Below are 18,121 nucleotides of genomic sequence, written 5' to 3' on the forward strand. Positions count from 1 at the left end.
CTGAGACGCGTCAGCGGGTGCGGAGTTCCGCCTCGGCCGTGACCGCCAGCGCGACGACGGTCAGCAGGGACAGCAGTAGCCAGGCCGGGGTGAAGCTGCTGGTGAGGTCGACCAGCAGGCCGAGCACAGGCGGAACCGTGACGATGGCGATCTGGTTGACGGACATGGCCAGACCCAGGGCGAAGCCGGTCTTGCCCGGTGGGGCCGCTTCGGTGACGTAGGCGACCCACGGGCCGTACCAGCCGAAGCCGAAGAAGCCGAGCCAGACGAAGACGCCGGAAGCGACGACCGGTCCCTTCCCGGCCGGTGTCATCAGCACGGCCAGCCCGGCGATCACGGCGACCATGCAGACCAGGACGATGGCATAGCGCCCGGACCTGCTCCGGTCGCTCCATGCCGCCAGGCAGATCCGGCCCGCAACGCCCGCACCCTGGGAGGCCGCCAAGACCAGGGCCGCCTTCGAGGCGCCGACCGATGACGACTGGTGGAGGTGGAGCACCGTCAGGATGCCCACGCCGTACTGCACCGAGATCAGGCTGGTTCCCGACAGCATGATCTTCACTGTGGACGGTTCGCGGAGCATTCGTAGCCGGGCGCGAAGCAGTGCCGCGAGCGGGTCCGACGGTTCCTTGTCCTGCGGGGCGGGCGGTGTGGGTGGCCGACGGTAGCAGCCCATGAAGAGGCCGGCTCCAAGCAGCGCGACGAAGCCGCCGGTCAGCAGTGTCGCCCGCCAGCCGAACTCCTCAGCTACGAGTGGGAGTACGGCCGAGGCGAGCGCCGCCCCCAGCGGCAGCCCGGCCTGGCGGATACCCATAGCGAAGCCGCGCTGTGACGCGTCGAACCAAGACGCCACGGACTTGCTCCCACCCGGCTGGACGGTGCTGTATCCCATGCCGACCACCAACAGCGCGACCAGCAGGGCCGTGTATCCCGGCGCCAGGCTCCCCGCGCCCAGAGCCAGCCCGACCGCGCCGGCCCCGATCCCGACCACCCAGCGCTCGCTGTAGCGGTCCAGTAGCTCGCCGGCCACCAGCAGCCCGGCCAACGGCACGAGCTGGGCCGCCGAGACCAGCAGACCCAGCTGCACCGTGCTCAGGTCCAAGGCGTTCTGAAAGTGGACGCCGAGCGCTCCGATGCCGCCTACGAAGAAGCCGGATGCGGCCTGGGTGAAGGTGGCAATGCCCAGCACGATCCAGCGATAGCGCCACGGGTCGCGGGCCTGGGATCCGGCACGTCCGGCGGTTTGTTGTGTCATACCGGCCACACTGTTGTAATGGCCTTAAGCTACTCAACCCTTACCGCGAGGAGCGGTGAACCTGGCTGGCAGCGTCGCCACCGGCCGCTCCGGGTGACTCGGTGATCTGCACCGGCTGTCAGTTCGGGTCCAGCCGATGGGCGAGGTCGTGGGCGGTGGCGCCGGTGAGGTCTCCGACGTAGGGCCCGACGATCTCGATACGGCCGCCGGTGATCGACGAGGTCACGAAGGGGGTGCCCCGGACCTTGCCGTCGATGACGATGGCGAATTCGTTGCGTGGGGCCGGGGCCGACGCGATGGAGCCGGTGAGGGCGGCGAAACGGGTCCGGTCGGCGGAGCTGAGGGTCACCTCGACCCGCCAGGTGCCGTCGGCACCGCTCTTGTCGGCCTTCGCGGAGGCGACCTGGACGTCGGTCATGCCTCTGGCCCGGTCGGCCTGGACGCAGAACTCCGGGTGGGTCGCGCTCGCGGGCACGGGGTAGCCGCCGCTGCCCTGGGCGCAGGCGTGCTCTTTGGACGAGATGACCGGCAGGAAGGAGATCAGGGCCGTCTTCCCGGTGTTCGTGGTCTCGCCCCCTGCGGCGGGCTGACCCACGTGGGCGCGCAGGGTCGCGCCGTCCGCGACGGCCACCCAGGCGGTGGCGACCGCGACGGCGGCGACGATGCCGACACCGGCACGGGCCAGCCGCTGCCGCCGCCGGGCGATCCGCAACGCGCCGTCGGCCAGGCCGACCAGATGGGCACCGGCGGCATCCTCGCCGCTCCCTCGGACCTGGGCGTGCAGGGCGTCGTGCAACGACGTTTCGTGCAGCGGGTGTTCGGTCGAGTCGTTCATGCGACGACGCCCCTTCCGGAGGCGGTGGAGGAGGCGGCCGACTGCCCCGCCTCGGCCAAGGCGGTACGGAGAGAAGCGAGGGCCTTGTGGGTCTGGCTGCGGACCGTCCCCTGGGCGACACCCAGAATCGCGGCGATCTCCGCGTCCGGCCGGTCCTCGAAGTAGCGCAGCACGACCACCGCACGCTGGCGCTTGGGCAGCCGCCGCAGCGCGGCCATGATGTCCTGCCGCTGGACCACGGTCTCGGCCCAGTCGACGGCCTGCGCGGACGGCTGGTCCGGCAGGGTGTCGGTGACCGTCTCCCGTCCCCAGCTGAGCAGTCGGAAGCGGTCCACCTGGGCGTGGTAAAGCGCCCGGCGCACATAGATCTCCGGCTGCTCCCGGTCGCGCAGCTTCGACCAGCGCCGAGCGGTGGCGGCAAGCGCGGTCTGGAGCAGGTCCCGGCCCTGCTCCCAGTCCCCGGTGAGCAGGTAGGCCGTGTGCAGCAGCGATCTCGACCGTGCCGCCACGAACTCGCGGAACTGGCGTTCCTCGTCGGCGTTCAATGCGCCCTCCCTCGTTCCCCTGTAAAGACGGGCGCGGAAGGAGGTTCGACTGCCCCGCCGGCCAGACTTTCTCGCCCCCAAGCCCGCCGGGCTCCTCGCAGGGGACCGACACCGTCTCGGAGATCACCTTTACCGGAGGAAGATCGACCCCGTCACTACGAGGACTTCAACGTCGCCTTCGGACAACTTCCCGAGGACACCGACCAGCTGACCTTCAAGACCCTGCAGACCTACTCCGACGGCAAGACCGTCCGCTGGATCGGGGAGGCGTCCGGCGGTCAGGAGCCGGAGAACCCGGCGCCGGTCCTGAAGCTGGGCTTCTCGTGCTGGACGAGCTCACCAACCACCTCGACTTCCGGGCCCGGTTCGAGCTACTAGACCTGATCCGCGCCACCGGCGTCACCACTCTTGCCGTGCTGCACGACCTCGACCTCGCCGCCCGCCTCTGCAACCACGTGGTCGTCCTGCGGCAGGGAACCGTCGCGGCGGCGGGCCCGGTCCTGGAGGTGCTCACCCCGGACCTCCTCGCCGATGTCTTCGGCGTCCGCGCCAGCACCGAGGCACGCCGACGGCGTCATCCGCATCACCTACGAGGCCCGGCCCCTCGCGAAGGACGACGGCCATGAGGACGACGACGCCCGCCTCGCTGCCGCGGCCGTCGACCGCTGAACCGGTGATGAGTCAACGTCAGGTTCCGGAAGCCAGACGGTTCCGGGGCCTGACACCAGCTCCCTGACTGCGAGACGTCTTCGAGCGCCGGGAGCAGGTCATCAAGGGTCACGTACAACAACAGGCACGGGCTTACGGGTGCCGGGACTGGTCCCAGCTGACTCTGCTAGGGCCCGTCCGACGGGTGGCCCGGAGGTGCCACCACAGCAGAGGTGGGAATGCGGAGTCGCCCCTGGCCACCTCGAGAGGGTTCAATGCCCAGTGGGTGGATCGGCAAGCGCATCACGGCTCGCATCGCCTGGTCCGACATCCCCAGCGATACCGCCGCGCGCAGATAGACGTCGCAGCCCGGCTCTCGTTCGGCACGGGTGCGGGCCCGAAGCCGGGGCCTCGTACCGAGAGCCTGTTTCCGAACCGCCGTTCTGGGAAGTCTGGGTCCTGCGCCAGGGCAGCTTCTGGTGGTCGGGCCTCAGCCCTGCGATGCTTGTCTTCGTGCTCGACGAGGAGGCCCTGTGCTCTTTGCGGAGCCGATGGCCCGATCCGTGCTCGCTCCCGCCGCGCGTGAGTTGCTGCGACAAGCGGCTGATGGCGAGGAACACACGACAACAGTCCCCTACGGCGGAGACGACTTCACCCTGTACGGCCACATCAGGGTCCGCCGGACGGTAGCCGACCAAGCTGAGGTGGCCGTGGCCTGCTGGCTCGTAAACATAGATCTGGCGCGATCCATAGGAGGCCACCCTCCGACCCCAGCCGAAACGCGGCTGCCCCCGGAAGGAACAGCCAGGCCGGACGGAGCCTTCACCATCGAAGCGGCCCGCCATTTGGCGATGCTCATGGGCGCTCTTGGCGATCCCCGCAGCCCAACCAATGGCGACGGCCACCGCACCATGACCGTCCCCTTCCCCGCCCCAGCGTGAACGTCCCGCTTCAGTCTCGCGACGGGCCACCTTGGCGTCAGGCGTTCAGTCAGGCGCGGTCCGCTGCTCGCGGCAGGTCGTCATGCCAGGTTCTCCATAGACCTCACCGCTCAGCCCCTGCCGTTCGAATTCTGAGCTGGGCAAACACCGAAACGCCGCTTGATGACGCCCCGCTTGACGCAGGCCGGGGCCGTGCCCTGCGTGGATACCGTAGACGCCGTGGGGGCTGCCGATGCCGGTGAGGCTGTCACGAGGCCGGCGCCGAGGAGAGCCGATGCCGCGACGAGACTGACGGCGAGACGCTTGCGGTACCACCTGTCCGGTTTCCCTTCACTGGCCAGGAGGCCGTGGGACGGGTGTCGTTGCTCCGTAGACTCTGCCGATCTCTTCGCCTCCAGGGCCACCGACATGGCTGAAGTACATCCTTTTAGGGATATTCCCGGTGATGTGACCCCGTATCGAGACAGGGGAGCGGGTTGTGAAGCGCAGGCCGCGAACCGGGCGTTGAGCGCGGAGAGCAAGATCTGGGGCAAGCTCCGGCGAAAAGGTCTTGGCTCGGATGCCTCGCTGAGGAGATGGTTGCGCGCGCTGTCGACGAAGGCCCGCCCAGTCGGCGTCGGGGACGCTCCAGTGCGCGACGAGTTCCCGGGTGGCGTCGGTGACCGGCCCTGAGCGGTTGTTGGTTCTGGGCCCTTAGAGCTCGTAACAGGATCATGGGTGGGCCTTCTTGAGGCGTCGCCAGCAGATGAGGCTGCATGCCAGGGAGACGAAGGCGTCGTGGAGTTCGAGGCGTCGTTCCCATCGGATGGCGAGGCGTTGAACTGGTGGAGGAGGGCGAATGCCTGCTCGACGACGTAGCGGAGTTTGTGAAGCTCCGCCTGTCGTTCGCGAAGTTCAGCTGTGTGGCGTGCCTGCTACCGGTTGGCCACGAGGAAGTCCTCCAGGATCTCGACGAACCGCGTCGGCTGCTCCTCGGCCGGGTAATGGCCGCAGTCGTCGAGGACGACCCCCGTGACGTCGTCGGCCGCCAGCCGCATCGTCTGGGCGGCATTCGCGCCGCTCCACAGCGCGCCGCCGACGGCGAGCACCGGCAGCGTCAGCCGGGTCTTGCTGCGCTGCTCGTTCTGCGCCATCGTCTCGTCCAGCGCCCGGTAGTACGCGAAGCTCGCCCGCAGCGCCCGAGGATCCGCGGTGATCGCGTCGACGTAGGCGTCGACGGCGTACGCGGGGATCGCGGTCGGCGTGGCGGCCTTGGTGGCGAACTGCCAGCCGAAGAAGAGCTGTTCCCGTCCCCGGACCAGTTCCTCGTTGAGGTCGGTGAGTCGGTTGAAGCCGAACTGCCAGAGCCTCAGGTTGGCCGCGGCCGGGCCGAAGAACGGCGGGGACGGCGTGAGACCGGGGATCACCGCTTCGATGATGGCGAGCCGGCCCACCCGCTCGGGGTGATCGGCGGCGACGGCGTATCCGGTCCACGTGCCGATGTCGTGGCCGACCACGTCGAACCGGTCGTGCCCCAGCGCGGCCATCAACGCGACCAGATCGGCGGCCAGCGTGCCGGCGTCGTACCCGTCGTCGGGCTTGTCGGAGAGCCCGGCCCCGCGCGAGTCGACGGCGACGACGGTGTGCCCGCGGGCGAGGGCGGGCATCACCTCCCGCCACGCGTACCAGGTCTGGGGCCACCCGCCGATCAGCAGCAGCGCCGGGCCCTCCCCACCGGTGACCGCGTGCAGCCGCAGCCCGTTCACCTCCACGAGCCGGCTGGTGAAGACGTCAAGGAATCCGTCATGCAGTCGCAGCGAACTCAAGTTGGTCATGCCGACGACCATACTCATCTTTGAACGATCGGTACAAGATGTGTAGGCTGACGGACCATGGCTGGCCGCAAGCAATTCGACGTGGACGAGGCGCTACGACGTGCGATGCACGTCTACTGGCGCTGGGGTTATTCGGAGGCCTCGATTGATCGCCTGACCGAGGGCACGGGCCTGGGCCGGGGCTCGCTCTATGGCACCTTCGGCGACAAGAGCGCCCTCTTCCGCAAAAGCCTCCAGCGGTACGCGCAGACCTACCACCCGCTGTACGAGCAGGCACTGTCCGGCCCCCACCCGAGCCCGAGCGCCGTTGTGGCCGCCTACCTGCAGGTCGCCCTGAACCGCATCGCCGACCCGACGGTCCCGGACGGCTGCCTGCTCACGGTGTCGGCAACGCAGATCCCGGCCCTTGACGCGGAGGGACGGGCGATGGTCCGCGCCATGATCGACGGTTTGCGGTCGAGGCTGGAGCAGGCGTTGCTGGCGGCGGGGGCCGGTGAGCAGGAGGCGGCAGAGCTGGCGTTGTGCACGCTGGCGACGAACAAATCTCTGGCGGTGCTGAGCCGCGCCGGCTTCTCGGGCGAAGACCTGGCAACTGTCGCGGCAGCCGCCGCCAAGAATGCCAAGGCTCCGCCGAACCGGTCGGCCGAACCGTCGGGGCCGCGATAGGCGGGAACGACTCCGTCGCCAATGGATCTGCAGAGATCTTGGGGCAGCCGGCGGCTCGGCAGGACGTGACTCGGCCCAGCCCTCATGGGGGCTGAGCCGACCCGGGCGACGAAATCGTCTCACCGGGGGAAGAAGCCGACCTGAGCCGCCTCGGTCTTCGGGCTCTTGGAACTCGTAACAGGGTCATGGGTGGGCCTTCTTGAGGCGTCGCCAGCAGATGAGGCTGCATGCCAGGGAGACGAAGGCGTCGTGGAGTTCGAGGCGTCGTTCCCATCGGACACCGAGCATCGCCCAGCTGACGGCGGTCAGGCGCCTCGTGCTCTACGGCAGCAATCTGGTCCGGATCCCGCCCGAGATCGGGGCCATGACCAGTCTGGAGGAGTTCACCCCCTACACCTCCTACCGGCTGCACTGGTTCCCCTACGAGATCACCCGATGCCGGAAGCTGACCCGCAGCACGGTGAGCACACGGGCGTTGTTCGGCAACTACAAGCTGCGACCGCCGCCGTTCCCACAGCTACATCCTTCCCCGAACTCCGTCGTGGACATCGATCTGGGAAGCCTGGATCCTCGGCACTCGGGCGCCACCGCCATCCACAGCTGCAGTGTCTGCGACCGCCCCATCGAACAGAGCGGACTCCACCAGATGTGGATCTCGCTGCGTGGCCACTGACCCGATGCCCCTGCTGGTCAGCGCCTGGTCGGCGGCGTGTGTCGCTGCGCTACCTGGCGGCGCTCGCGACTACATCCCTACACCGCACAGAGGCGGTCGAGTCGACCAGCCGGCATCCGACTGGGACTGACCAGCCGAACCTAGCCTCACCCTCCGATCGGTCGAGAAACGACCACGATGGTGTGACCGGGTCGAACGCCTGCGCGGGGAAGCTGACGCTCGCGATGGGGAAATACATGACCGCCGACACCGCCAGGCCGCCGACAGGGTGAATACTGCCGCCGAGTCCGGAAGCAGGCGGGCTGCGGCCGCAGGGGTGTGGGGAGCGGATCCCGCCCGGTGGTCGACGTCAACCCTGGAGGTCGTCGTCGCTGTGGTGTAGGTGTTGCGCGGTGCGTTCAAGCGCCACCATCTCGCCCGGCGGGCAGCTCCACTTTCGATCTTGATCGTCTTCGTCAACTACCGCTTCGCCGGCCTCGACCCGCTCGCCCTCGCTGTCGGAGAGTAGAAGCGTACGGAGGAGGCGACGGCGGATCTTGTCGAACATTCCTCCGACCTGTCGGTACTGTCCGCGTTTCGGCCATTCCGCAAGGCCCTGCCCTGGCGTGATGGCGCCCACCTGCGCGGTCAGCAGGCCTCGTGCAAGACCCGGATGCGGTCCTCGGCCGGGACGGCGGCATAGGTCTGCTGCTCATGCTCCATGCGGGCTGTGTGCAGGAGGTGCCACCACGACGTCACGGTCGGCCGGCGGCGAAGGAGCGCCCGCCGCTCGCGTTCGGTCATGCCGCCCCAGATGCCGTGCTCGATGCGCTGGTCCAGGGCGTAGGCCAGGCATTCGGTGCGCACGGGGCAGCCGGTACATACGGCCTTCGCCCGGTTTTGCGCGGCTCCCTCAACGAACAGTTCGTCCGGGTCGGCGCTCTTGCACAGCCCGCGATCGCCCCAGTCGGTATCCGTTATCACCTCGGCACCGTCCCCTCCTCGATTCGGCCAGCAGCTAGGCCCGGCTACATGCGGCAGGCGTGTGAGAGTACGCGAGTCCGATGCCGCGTGTTCAGCAGCGGAAGAGCGCTCAACTCCCTAGAGTGACGCGGACTTGCCTCAGGGTGGGACGGGGCGATAGCGGGGATGTCGTTGGCGAACCTCTCGTTCGCTTCCGGACATCGCGCGGCGATTTCGGGCGCTGGGAGCATGCTCAACGACGGCGACAATCATCGACTGGCCTCATTGCGCCAGCACCTGGCCCGGAACATGTTGTACGGTGGGCCAACCGACGCGGGGTGGAGCAGCTCGGTAGCTCGCTGGGCTCATAACCCAGAGGTCGCAGGTTCAAATCCTGTCCCCGCTACTGGAGTTCGGTCTCCGCCGCAGTGAGCGGCGGAGACCGACGTCTTTCTCGGGTCCGTCGGCCCACCGCCGAAATCACCCCTCGATGCCACACGCGTCTGGGATTCGGCACCCCTATGGAGGCGACTCCGGGCCGGCCGCATGGGGGACGCCTGGACGGCACTCGACGAGCGCCTCGGCTGGCTCGTGGCCGTCAAGGTGAGCACGTCGGTCAGCGCAGACCCGAGCACAGAACCGGCGGCGCCGCTCCCCAGCAAGGCGCCCAGGAGGCCGGGGCTGAGCCCGAGTTCGGTGGTGGCGTAGAGGATGAAGACGGCCTGGAAGGCGAAGTTGAACAGGTTGAGGGTGGTCACTGCGCCGTAGTAGTTGCGGAGGATTCGGGAACGGATGAGGTAGCGGAAGCCAGCCAGCGGGCGGCTGGCGCATCGACCCTGTCCTGACCGGCGCCCCGGCCGAGGCATGGGAGCGGATGAATCTGGCACTGCGACTTCACCGGGAGGCGCGCGCGGCCGCTTGGCCGATCCAGCAGCGCGAGCGGGGAAGGCGGGTAAGTCCAGGATGCCCCGCCTGATGCCGTTGCAGCCCCATCGGTAGCGTCGGAACGGCGAGTAGCTCGCCTCGGATCACCACCGCCTCAGTTCTGCGCGGTCCGGCACTCGGTCGTCAGCGAGAAGCGCTCAGCACCCCCTGCGACAGATCAATGAACACACGGCAGCCGTACGGCCCGCTGAAGAGCAAACGCAGCCGGCGAAGCATGGGCCCGAGCATCAGGGCCTCAGCAGTCCGCCCACCCACCAGTCGTGCGGCTTGCCATCGTTGGCGATGCTGCGATTGCGCAGTGTCCCTTCGACGGTGAAGCCGAGTTTCTCGGCGACGGCACGCGAGCCGGTGTTCTCGGCCATGGCCCACCACTCGATACGGTGCACGTCGAGAGTGGCCCAGCCCCAGTCGCACAGGGCCCGAGCGGCCTCAACCGAGTACCCGCGTCCGCGCTGCTCCTTGACCGCCCAGTAACCGAGCTCCCAGACGCCGCGGCTGATGAGGGTCAGGCAGTACGAGCCGACCAGGGCGCCGGTGTCCTTGCGGAACGCGCCGAGGGTGTAGTCCTTGTCCTCGGCCCACTGAGCGGGCAGCTTCTCGCCGACAAGCTTCTCCGCGTCCGCACGCCGGTACGGCACCGGCACCGGCGTGTAGAACTGGATGTCCTCGTCCTGGCAGGCTTCGAACACCGCATCCACGTCGGCAGGTGTGAAGGCCCGCAACAGCAGACGGTCGGTCTCAAGAGTCACTGGATCCACCGCGGCAGTATGACCACCATCAACAAGCGGCGACCAGTGAATATCCCGACCGAGCACCGCCCATCACAACATCGCCGGCTGGTCAACGCTCGTCGCAACACCACGGATCAGCTGCCCCCGAGACGGAGCTACACCCACCAACAATCGCGGACCGAGCCGTTAGGCAGTCGACTTTCAAGGCCCTGTCCCGACCAGCGCCGCGGGGACCTTCGCTGGCCCGGAACAGGGCAAGGGAAGGGTCAGGGGGACAGATGGAACGGGAGCGGGCCACGACTGGCTTTATCGGTGAGTTCTGGCTCTGGCCCACTTCGTGTAGTGCCGTAGCGCTCGGTCACGCCAATAGAACCCGCTTGCGGAGGAGTTCGAATCCTGCGCGGCCGAACATCTGGCGCTTGAGCATCTTGATCCTGTTGACATGGCCCTCCACGACGCCGGAGTTCCAGTGAAGGCTGAGGCCGGCGGTGACGGCGTCGAGGTCGCGCAGGAGGTGCTGAGCAAACTGGCGAAGGCTGGGCAGCTCGGTGGTGGCGCTGGCCGCTTCGATCCGTGGTCAGCGTAATGGATCTCTGGTCGTAGGCGATCGGGCTGCTCAGCTGGGCGACCGGATCAGCGACGGACGCGGTAGCGGATGTGGGTGGCCTCCGGCGTGTCGATCACCTGGGCGATCTCCAGCTCGATCTCCGAGGGCAGGACGTCGAACAGTCGTCGTCCGCGGCCGAGCAGCACCGGGATCTGGTGGATCTGCACCTCGTCCAGGACTCCGGCTTCCAGCGCTCGTTGCCCCGTGTACGCACCGCGCACCTGCACGTCCTTGTCGCCGGCGGCGGCCTTGGCCTGGGCCATCGCGCTTTCGATCCCGTCGTTCACGTAGGTCACCAACGGATAGCCCCAGCGGGCGGCCGGGCCGGGTGGGCGGTGACTGGGCACGAAGATCGGGAGACCTCCATGATCACCGCCCCAGTGATCCATGAGTTCGGCGGTCCGCCGTCCCGCGAGTACCGCACCGGCCGCGTTCCATTTCTCCTGGAACCGCGCGGCGGTCCGAGCGGACTCGCCTTTGGCGTCGGCCCACTTGTGCAGCCGCTCGCCGTCCTGACCGCCGAGGAAGTCGTCAGGGTCGGCGATGTACCCGTCGAGAGACACCGACATATCGAGCACTGATGTAGACACTTCAATCTCCTGTTGTATCGATCCAGACTGGTTTCAATGCTGTAGACCTGGCATGGCTGCCTTACTCATCGGGCACAACGTATTGGATCTTTGCTCGTAGGCGATCGGACTGATCTGACCGATGCTGGAGTGTCTCCTTCTGGTGTTGTAGCGGGTGACCCACCGAAAGACCGCGTGGCGGGCCTCTCGCGCCCGTGACCAGCTCTTTCGCCCCTGAAAGGTCTCTCTCTTCAGGCTCGCGTTGACGATTCTGCGGCGGCCTTGTCCGCGCTGGTCCCCACCGCGCCGCGGGAGCGGACCACGCCCAGCTCCTCGCAGACTTGCGCGAAGTCCCTCGCGACGAATTGCGCTCCGTTGTCACTATGAAAGACCGCCCCGTCCAGGCGTCCGCCCCGAATCGCGGCGGCGGCCTTGAGCGCGTCGGTGACCAGCTCCGTGCGCATGTGGGTGGCGATGGACCAGCCCACCATCCGCTTCGAGCACAGGTCCAACACCGTCGCTAGGTATAGGAATTGGCCATCACCGACGGGCAGGTAGGTGATGTCGCCGACGTAGCGGGTATTCGGCGTGGCCGCGGTGAAATCACGCTGCAAAAGATCGGGCACCGGCGTCGCGGACGGCTCCGGGATCGTGGTGCGGACCTTCCTGCGCAGATGCACCCCGGCGATCCCGGCGGCACGCATCACCCGCTCCACCCGCTTGTGATTGACCGCCAGCCCGTCGTCGGCCAGCTCGGCCGTGATCCGCGGGGAGCCGTAGGTGCCGCCCGAGGCGGCGTGAATGGCCCTGATCCGCTCGGCCAGCCGCACATCGGCTCGCCTGGGCGCGACGCGGGCCGTGGTCCCGGCCACCCAGCGACAGAACCCGGACCGGGAGCATTCCAGCACCCGGCACAGTCGCTTGACGCCGAATGCGCCGCGGTGGTCCTCGACGAACTGGAAGCGACTCACCAGTTCGTCTCCTGCGCGAAATACTTCGCAGCCCGCCGGAGTATGTCCCGTTCCATCTCGGCTCGCGGACCTGCCGACGCAGCCGGCTGATCTCCGCGTCCTTCGCCGGTTCCACCGGCGTCGCGGTCCGAACCGGCGACGCCTGCCCGGCCGCCAGGCCAGCAGCCTCCGCGATGTCAGCCTTTTTCACCCACTGGCGCAGCGTGTCCCCGTTCACGCCGAGCTCTGCGGCGATGCGAGAGACCGGCCGGTCCGACGAGCGCACCATCGCCACCGCGTCAGCCCGGAACTCCTCCGGATATCTGTACGTCCCCACTTGGGATCTCTCTTTTCCCTGGACCACTCATGATCCAGTCTCCGAGATGCCCACGATCAAGGGGGAGGGCCCGGGTTCCTCAAGGGGAACCACACTCATCGTGCTCAGTCACAGCAAGCTGTGGCTGAGCGCTTGAGTTGGCTGATTCCGTCAACTCAAGCGCCCAACCGCGTTCGACGGTCGATAGTGCGTCACGCTGGTTCGACGGGAAGCCATAGCTCGCACGTCGCGGTGCTGAAATCGGCCGCGCGCTCGTGGACCGCGACGACCGAGGGGCCCGGCCGTAGCCGCCACGGGTTGGAGGGGAGCCACTCGGTCGCGGTCGCCGCCCAGGTCGTCTGCAGGGCCTGCGGATGCGGTCCGCTGGTACGGAAGACAGCCCACATTCCAGGTGGTACCTCGATGGTGTCGAGCCCGTCCGGGACCGGCGTGTCCCGGCTGAGGGCGACTCCGTGCAGGTAGGTCAGTTCACTGCCCTCTCTGCCGTCGGGATCGAGGTCATCGGTGACCTGCAGCAGGCCCTTCGGTTCGGTGTCGCTGAGGGCCTTCAGCCGCAGATGCTCCTCCGGTGGTAGCGCAGCGATGTGTTCCTGGATGTGCGGGTTGACGCCCTGATGAATGAGCGGAACCCGGGTTGCGTGTCCGGCCAGCCGGAATGCAGGGCGGTCGACCAGGTGGGTGTTCATGGGGATACTCCCTTCAACAGTCAGGCGGAACCTGAGCTGCGGTTGTGTGCGCAAGGGGCCTCCATTACGGCGCACGACACTGGGGCTGGCACCGTGGACCGCCCGGAACGCGCGTCCGAACGCCTCACTCGAGCCGTATCCGTGCCGGACGGCGATGCCCAGCAGATCCCCCTTGCCCCGCACGACGTCGGCGGCGGCAACTGTCATGCGGCGCCGCCGCACGTACTCCGACAGCGGCATACCGGCCAACGACGAGAACATCCGACAGGTGGTACTCGGTGGTGCCGAGCGCCCCAGCGAACTTGTCGACGTCGAGCTCCTCGGCGAGGTGCTCCTCGACAAGATCGACAAGTTGGTTGAGTGCCGAGATCATTAGGGGGCCTCCCTTTCGACTCCAACCCTGGCAGCCGGCACCCCGGCAATACCCGACCGCTGCGATCCGATCTGGTCAGGCGCGTGGGCTGACGCGGTTCGCCGCTTCCGACCTATCGATCTCGGGCTCAGACTCAACTCGCCGACTCGACCTCTCACTCGCCAACTGAAGCGCCCAGTCACACAAGCAGGTGCTGGGCCTGCGGTCGGTGTGATTGCTAGTGTCCAGCGCCAGAGATCCGTCGGCAGAGGCGGGCGAGGGAGTCGAGGATCTCTTCGGCGATCTTGGCCCAGATGAACGGCTTGGAATCTTCGATCCAGTTTTTGGCCCAGGCCCGGATGTCGGCTTCCAGGGCCTGGACGTGCTTGTGTGCGCCGCGGTGGATCATCTGGTGGGCCAGGTAGCCGGACCACCGCTCGACCTGCTTGATCCAGGAACAGCGGGTCGGGGTGAAGTGCAGTTCGAACCGCGGATGTTTGGCCAGCCAGGCCTTGATCGCAGGGGTCTTGTGGGTGCCGTAGCTTTCCACGATCAGGTGGATCTGCAGGTGCGCGGGCACCACCTTGTCGATCCGGATCAGGAACTTCTTGAACTCCGCGGCCCGGTGCTGCCGCTCCAGCCGGAGTTCACGACGTCGGGGTGTTCGGCGGTGGCCTCCGGCGGGGCCGGGTCCATCGGCTCCGCCCCGAGCGAGCCAGGGTTGTGGCCGGGCACCCACTTTTCCCGTCTGCGCGTCCTGCACCGCGCGGGTGGGCGGGTGCAGCGCCGTCATGAGCTCCAGCCCGGACACGGCCGCTGACCCGCGCGGGGTGATGACCCGCTGGGCATAGGTGCCGAGGACGCGGCCGACGTCTGCCGACTCCATGGCGGAGACGCCGGGCCAGGACCGCTCATGGAGGGCGTCCCACGACAGGATCGCCAGTTGCACGCATCGCCGCTCTCGCCCCTGGGCCTTGCGGTAGATCGTTGCCCACGGCCCGAACCCGGGCTGGGTGAGCCGCCGTTTCGCCTTCACCACCTGCTTGACCACTGGGTGATGCTCCGCAAGGCGCAGGGAGCGGCGGCTGCTCGTGGCCCTCCAGGCGCTCCGGCAGTCCGAGCTTCATGGCGGTCGCGGTGGGTGAGCACGATCAGCGGGTCGCTGTCCTTGCCGTTGCGGTGCAGACGCGGCGCACCGAGCCCGGATTCCCTGAGCGTCCACTCCACCAGCTCCACCACGCTTGTCGCCGGGCAGTCGAGCACGATGCCGCCCGCGCCGTGCGCGGAGCCGTCGCCGTCCAGCACCGCGAGCGGCTCGTGCGGGAACCGCGGATCGGCTGCCGGCTTCGCAGCCCCTTTAGAGGGGCCACGGACGTCGCGATGTCGCGCCAGCCAGGGCGGCGGGACGCGCCGGTCCCGCACCGGGAACGTCGACAGGCTGCGGGGCGTCTGCCGTCTCCACCTCGGACGCGGCCGGTGCGCCGGACGCAGCCGGCACCGTCGCGGAATCCGAGACGGCACCGGGGCCGGATACTTCGCCGCCCCCGGTCAGGAGCCGCTGCATCCGGGCGCGGCGACTTCGGCTCGCTGCGGCCGTTCTCCCAGTGCTTCACCGACTCGGTCGTCGTCTTCAACGCTGTGCTGGGGCCGAGAAGGCGTCGGAGGATCGAAAAGGGAGAGGGCCCGACGCGATGCCGCACGGCCTGGCTCCGATGTGCCAAGCTCCGCTCGCCTGTTCACCCGTGAGAGCTGTGCTGCGCCGCCGGCTCGTGTCCTGGGGTAGGACCGGTGGGCGGGGAACTTCGCTGCTGTCGGGGGTGCATGAAGGTGGTGGCGACCGCCGTGGAGAGGATCAGCACGGCCGCGACGCAAAAGGCGCTCCAGGCTCCTGCCAGTGCGGCGCTCTCCTGCGCGTGAGCGTCGGACCTGGTGGTGATGTGGAAGAAGACGCTGCCGAGCAGGGCGATGCCGAGGGTACCTCCAAGTTTGCCCGGCTGCTGAGCCGGTCTCGTGCGGGCGGACGTGGTGCAGTGCAGTGGTGAAGAACGGCACGGCATAAAGGCCCTGGCCGAGTCCGGCCACCACCAGCGCCGGGAGCAGTGGCCACGGGTAGGAGTTGGGCCGACCGGTGCCATACACCACCGCCGCAGCCACGGTGTCGACGAGCCGGGCCAGCAGGTCGACCATCATGACGCGGACCCCATATCGCGGGACGAGCCAGGCGCCGGCGGCCCAGGAGGGGAGCTGTGGGAGGGCGCCCTCGACGCCCAGTTCGGGGACCTCGACGGGCGCCGGCCCGCCCTCCTGGCTGTCCACGACGGCGTCGACGACGGCACCGTCCTCCGGGCGGAGCTGTCGGTGCGCGTCGACCAGCCGGTCCTGTCCGACGAGCCGGTCCTCCAGCTGCCGGATACCTGGTGGGAGGAGCGGTTCGTGCACCTGACTAGCATGGACGATGTGGCCCACCAATTTACGGAACCGACCACGACGGACGGGGCCCTCGCGCTCAGTGTCTTGGAGTCGGTGACCGTCCTGGAGGCGGTCGTGCGGGCATTCCACGAAACTCTCGCCAAAAGACGAGCTGCAGATCTGCACGCCGTACACGGGTGAATGCTGTGCCCAGCACATCAGCTGTCTGGGGCGGGGCAGGACGAAAAGGCTGGTTCGGTGTGGTCACGTCACCGCGGTCAGCGTCGCGAATACCACGACATTGCCTTGGTAGCCAGTTTCTTCGGCGTATTCACCCCCACAGGTGATCACGCGTAATTCGGGCCGGGGGGAACTGCCGTAGACCTTCTCGTCCGGAAATGCCTCCTTGTCGTAGAGCTCGACGGCGTCGACCGTGAAGACTGCTGTTTGCCGGTCTGCCCGGGTGATCTCGATGGTGTCGCCCTTGGCCAGTGCCCCGAGCCGGTAGAAAACCCCGGGTCCTTCCTGCGTGTCGACATGTCCCGTCGTGACGGCTGTCCCCTCTGAGCCGGGAGTTGTGCCATCGCCGTACCACCCGGCAAAGGCCGGCAAATCTGCCGGTGGTGGGCGCAGTGCTCCTGTCTCGTCGAGGGTCAGTTCCGTCATGGGGGCATTCACGCCGATGGCGGGGACCCGCAGCCGGACCGGATCAGAGGGAGGCAACGCCGACACTGAGGGGTGGTGGGCCGAGGCGGTGTTGCTGAGGCCGGGCCGCAGGGAGGGGGAGAAGGACTGCGCGGTCGAAGGCTGCGGAGGCTGTCCGCCCCGGAGTGCCGTGATCACCAGCATCAAGCCCGTCAGCAGGGCGCAGGCGAGAAACTTGGTGGAGGGAGTGAACGCAGGGGAAGAATCGACGGGCTCGTCGCCGGGTGCCATCGCTCTAGCGCCTTTGCTTTGCGGCCGAAATGAGTGACGGGAGCGACTCGGCCCCCGGACCGACACAGGCCCGGGGACTGGGCCGATGGAGCAGAGCGTCAGGTGCGGGCACCGGCCAGGCGGCGGCGCATCTTGATCGCGCCTCCTGCGGCGGCTCCGGCGAGCAGCACCGCCCCCAGGGCAAGCTGTGTGCCCTTGTCGTTGCCCGTCCCGAAACCGGCATCGACCGAACCACTGGGGTTGCCGGTGCCGACCAGGTACGTGCCCGTGACTTTGACTCGCGGCGGGCACTTCAGAGTGACGGTGTAGGCACCGGGCTCGGTTCCACTCGGCACCTGGAATTCGCCGGTCAGTACGCCCGTACGGGCGCCCGGGAAGAGATGGAACTGGCCTCCTGCCTCGGCCTCGCCCTTCCCATAAGTCTCCGAGCCACAGGCTCTCGTGCTGACGCGGACGGTGGAGCCTGGGACGGCGTGTCTCGTGCTGATGTGGATACCTGAATCACTGCTGGGGCCGCTCGCGGCTGCTGCAGCTGGACCCGACAGACCGACGGCACCGAGAACCAGACCGATGCCGGCGCCTGCACACTTGATACGCATGAGTTCCTCCGGGGAAGCAGTGGCCGGCCCGAATGCGCAGCCCCGTTGTTGTGCTCCGCTCATGAGAAAACCGACAGACCGTCAGGGCCGCAACACGGCATACGGACGGATGGACCATCCGGCCACACCCAGCGACCGCAGTCCTTTGATCATTTACGCAGGTGAGCGGCTTTGAGGGAGAGATTCGAAGAATGCACCGCACAGGTGACCAAGGACCAGCGTCCGTCCCCTGGGTGAACCTTGAAAGCGCAGGACGCCGGTGGCTGCCGCTGCAGTGGTTCATCCGCCTTCGCGGCGAGTGACCGCGAAGAGGGGGTCGGTAGATTCCCCACGTTGCTTTTGGAATGACCATCGGCCCCCTGCATCGTGCGGGGGTGGAGTGCACCGGTTCCTACGGAGCCGCCCTGGCACGGTTCCTGAGCCGGGAGGCAACCCAGGTCGTCGAGGTCAACCAGCCCGATCGACGGGCCGCCGTCACGCCCAAGACGGGCGAGGGCCCGGCCGTCGACCTGAGCGTGCTGAGACCGGCGAAGGAATCGGCCGTCAAAGCCCGATAGTCGACGGCGAACGCCACATCGTCGGCGAGGGTCGCGGCCCGCGCTCCCTCCAGCCTGGACGTTCCGAGGAGGGAGTGTCCTGCCAGCCCCATCTGCCGCCTCTGATCGCGCGTAGGACCCGCTG

16 protein-coding genes, 1 tRNA gene and 5 pseudogenes are annotated in these 18,121 nt (G+C 68.0%); 7 read left to right on the forward strand and 15 right to left on the reverse strand.

The window, feature by feature from the left end; translation table 11 throughout:
* Positions 1-10: 10 nt before the first annotated feature.
* From AQJ46_RS49260 to AQJ46_RS49270, 3 genes are all read right to left on the reverse strand, one after another.
* A complete protein-coding gene (locus AQJ46_RS49260; RefSeq protein WP_059211892.1) occupies positions 11-1,255 on the reverse strand; it encodes an MFS transporter in 1,245 nt (414 codons plus the stop codon).
* A 118-nt stretch (positions 1,256-1,373) separates the two neighbouring features.
* Positions 1,374-2,090 (reverse strand): SecDF P1 head subdomain-containing protein, encoded by a 717-nt coding sequence (locus tag AQJ46_RS49265; protein ID WP_059211893.1) that lies wholly within the window; start codon positions 2,088-2,090, stop codon positions 1,374-1,376.
* Complete coding sequence (locus AQJ46_RS49270; RefSeq protein WP_059211894.1) at positions 2,087-2,635, reverse strand: SigE family RNA polymerase sigma factor; 549 nt, start codon at positions 2,633-2,635, stop codon at positions 2,087-2,089. Before AQJ46_RS49270 ends, AQJ46_RS49265 begins: the two co-directional genes overlap by 4 nt.
* Before the next feature lie 104 nt (positions 2,636-2,739).
* Between AQJ46_RS49270 and AQJ46_RS53625 the strand changes: the two are divergent.
* Together AQJ46_RS53625 and AQJ46_RS49275 are read left to right on the forward strand one after the other, a co-directional pair.
* A pseudogene (locus AQJ46_RS53625) lies at positions 2,740-2,950 on the forward strand (DUF1775 domain-containing protein); the annotation flags it as partial.
* A gap of 2 nt (positions 2,951-2,952) precedes the next feature.
* Positions 2,953-3,304: pseudogene (locus AQJ46_RS49275) on the forward strand (ABC transporter ATP-binding protein); the annotation flags it as partial.
* Positions 3,305-5,138: 1,834 nt separating this feature from the next.
* Here the strand turns inward: AQJ46_RS49275 and AQJ46_RS49280 are convergent.
* The gene (locus AQJ46_RS49280; protein ID WP_079072836.1) at positions 5,139-6,038 is read right to left on the reverse strand and encodes an alpha/beta fold hydrolase; all 900 of its coding nucleotides are present in this window, start codon (positions 6,036-6,038) and stop codon (positions 5,139-5,141) included.
* A gap of 57 nt (positions 6,039-6,095) precedes the next feature.
* On the opposite strand from AQJ46_RS49280, the gene AQJ46_RS49285 reads away from it, so the two are divergent.
* Positions 6,096-6,704, forward strand: coding sequence for a TetR/AcrR family transcriptional regulator (locus tag AQJ46_RS49285; RefSeq protein ID WP_059211895.1), 609 nt, complete (start codon positions 6,096-6,098; stop codon positions 6,702-6,704).
* Between the two features lie 217 nt (positions 6,705-6,921).
* Positions 6,922-7,377: a hypothetical protein gene (locus AQJ46_RS49295; RefSeq protein WP_225887654.1), complete on the forward strand. Its 456-nt coding sequence runs from the start codon at positions 6,922-6,924 to the stop codon at positions 7,375-7,377.
* Between the two features lie 349 nt (positions 7,378-7,726).
* Here the strand turns inward: AQJ46_RS49295 and AQJ46_RS49300 are convergent, their stop codons facing one another.
* Together AQJ46_RS49300 and AQJ46_RS49305 are read right to left on the reverse strand one after the other, a co-directional pair.
* Positions 7,727-7,924 (reverse strand): hypothetical protein, encoded by a 198-nt coding sequence (locus AQJ46_RS49300; RefSeq protein WP_059211896.1) that lies wholly within the window; start codon positions 7,922-7,924, stop codon positions 7,727-7,729.
* Positions 7,925-8,004: 80 nt separating this feature from the next.
* Positions 8,005-8,340, reverse strand: coding sequence for a WhiB family transcriptional regulator (locus AQJ46_RS49305; protein ID WP_059211897.1), 336 nt, complete (start codon positions 8,338-8,340; stop codon positions 8,005-8,007).
* 311 nt (positions 8,341-8,651) lie between these two features.
* On the opposite strand from AQJ46_RS49305, the gene AQJ46_RS49310 reads away from it, so the two are divergent.
* A tRNA-Met gene (locus tag AQJ46_RS49310) sits at positions 8,652-8,725 on the forward strand.
* Positions 8,726-9,491: 766 nt separating this feature from the next.
* On the opposite strand, the gene AQJ46_RS49315 is transcribed toward AQJ46_RS49310, so the two are convergent.
* The 7 genes and pseudogenes from AQJ46_RS49315 to AQJ46_RS59320 all read right to left on the reverse strand — a co-directional run bounded on the left by AQJ46_RS49315 (position 9,492) and on the right by AQJ46_RS59320 (position 14,801).
* The gene (locus tag AQJ46_RS49315; protein ID WP_063803962.1) at positions 9,492-10,022 is read right to left on the reverse strand and encodes a GNAT family N-acetyltransferase; all 531 of its coding nucleotides are present in this window, start codon (positions 10,020-10,022) and stop codon (positions 9,492-9,494) included.
* Between the two features lie 331 nt (positions 10,023-10,353).
* Positions 10,354-10,542, reverse strand: a pseudogene (locus tag AQJ46_RS49320) (transposase); the annotation flags it as partial.
* Positions 10,543-10,628: 86 nt separating this feature from the next.
* A complete protein-coding gene (locus AQJ46_RS49325) occupies positions 10,629-11,192 on the reverse strand; it encodes a dihydrofolate reductase family protein (protein WP_059211900.1) in 564 nt (187 codons plus the stop codon).
* A 33-nt stretch (positions 11,193-11,225) separates the two neighbouring features.
* A pseudogene (locus AQJ46_RS49330) lies at positions 11,226-12,458 on the reverse strand (IS3 family transposase).
* Positions 12,459-12,649: 191 nt separating this feature from the next.
* A pseudogene (locus tag AQJ46_RS49335) lies at positions 12,650-13,517 on the reverse strand (AraC family transcriptional regulator).
* 217 nt (positions 13,518-13,734) lie between these two features.
* Positions 13,735-14,547, reverse strand: coding sequence for a transposase (locus tag AQJ46_RS59315; RefSeq protein ID WP_208617127.1), 813 nt, complete (start codon positions 14,545-14,547; stop codon positions 13,735-13,737).
* The gene (locus AQJ46_RS59320; RefSeq protein WP_208617128.1) at positions 14,529-14,801 is read right to left on the reverse strand and encodes a hypothetical protein; all 273 of its coding nucleotides are present in this window, start codon (positions 14,799-14,801) and stop codon (positions 14,529-14,531) included. Before AQJ46_RS59320 ends, AQJ46_RS59315 begins: the two co-directional genes overlap by 19 nt.
* 705 nt (positions 14,802-15,506) lie before the next feature.
* Between AQJ46_RS59320 and AQJ46_RS58190 the strand changes: the two genes are divergently transcribed.
* Positions 15,507-16,106: a hypothetical protein gene (locus AQJ46_RS58190; RefSeq protein ID WP_059211901.1), complete on the forward strand. Its 600-nt coding sequence runs from the start codon at positions 15,507-15,509 to the stop codon at positions 16,104-16,106.
* 63 nt (positions 16,107-16,169) lie between these two features.
* Here the strand turns inward: AQJ46_RS58190 and AQJ46_RS49350 are convergent, their stop codons facing one another.
* A complete protein-coding gene (locus AQJ46_RS49350) occupies positions 16,170-16,754 on the reverse strand; it encodes a class F sortase (protein WP_167368271.1) in 585 nt (194 codons plus the stop codon).
* Between the two features lie 185 nt (positions 16,755-16,939).
* Positions 16,940-17,440 carry a hypothetical protein gene (locus tag AQJ46_RS49355; protein WP_059211902.1) on the reverse strand — a complete coding sequence of 167 codons (501 nt, stop codon included), beginning with the start codon at positions 17,438-17,440 and terminating at the stop codon, positions 16,940-16,942.
* A 344-nt stretch (positions 17,441-17,784) separates the two neighbouring features.
* On the opposite strand from AQJ46_RS49355, the gene AQJ46_RS55940 reads away from it, so the two are divergent.
* On the forward strand, positions 17,785-17,997 hold the full coding sequence (locus AQJ46_RS55940; RefSeq protein ID WP_059211903.1) for a hypothetical protein: 213 nt from the start codon (positions 17,785-17,787) through the stop codon (positions 17,995-17,997).
* The last annotated feature ends 124 nt before the right edge of the window (positions 17,998-18,121 follow it).

This window comes from Streptomyces canus (assembly GCF_001514145.1).
GTDB lineage: Bacteria > Actinomycetota > Actinomycetes > Streptomycetales > Streptomycetaceae > Streptomyces > Streptomyces canus.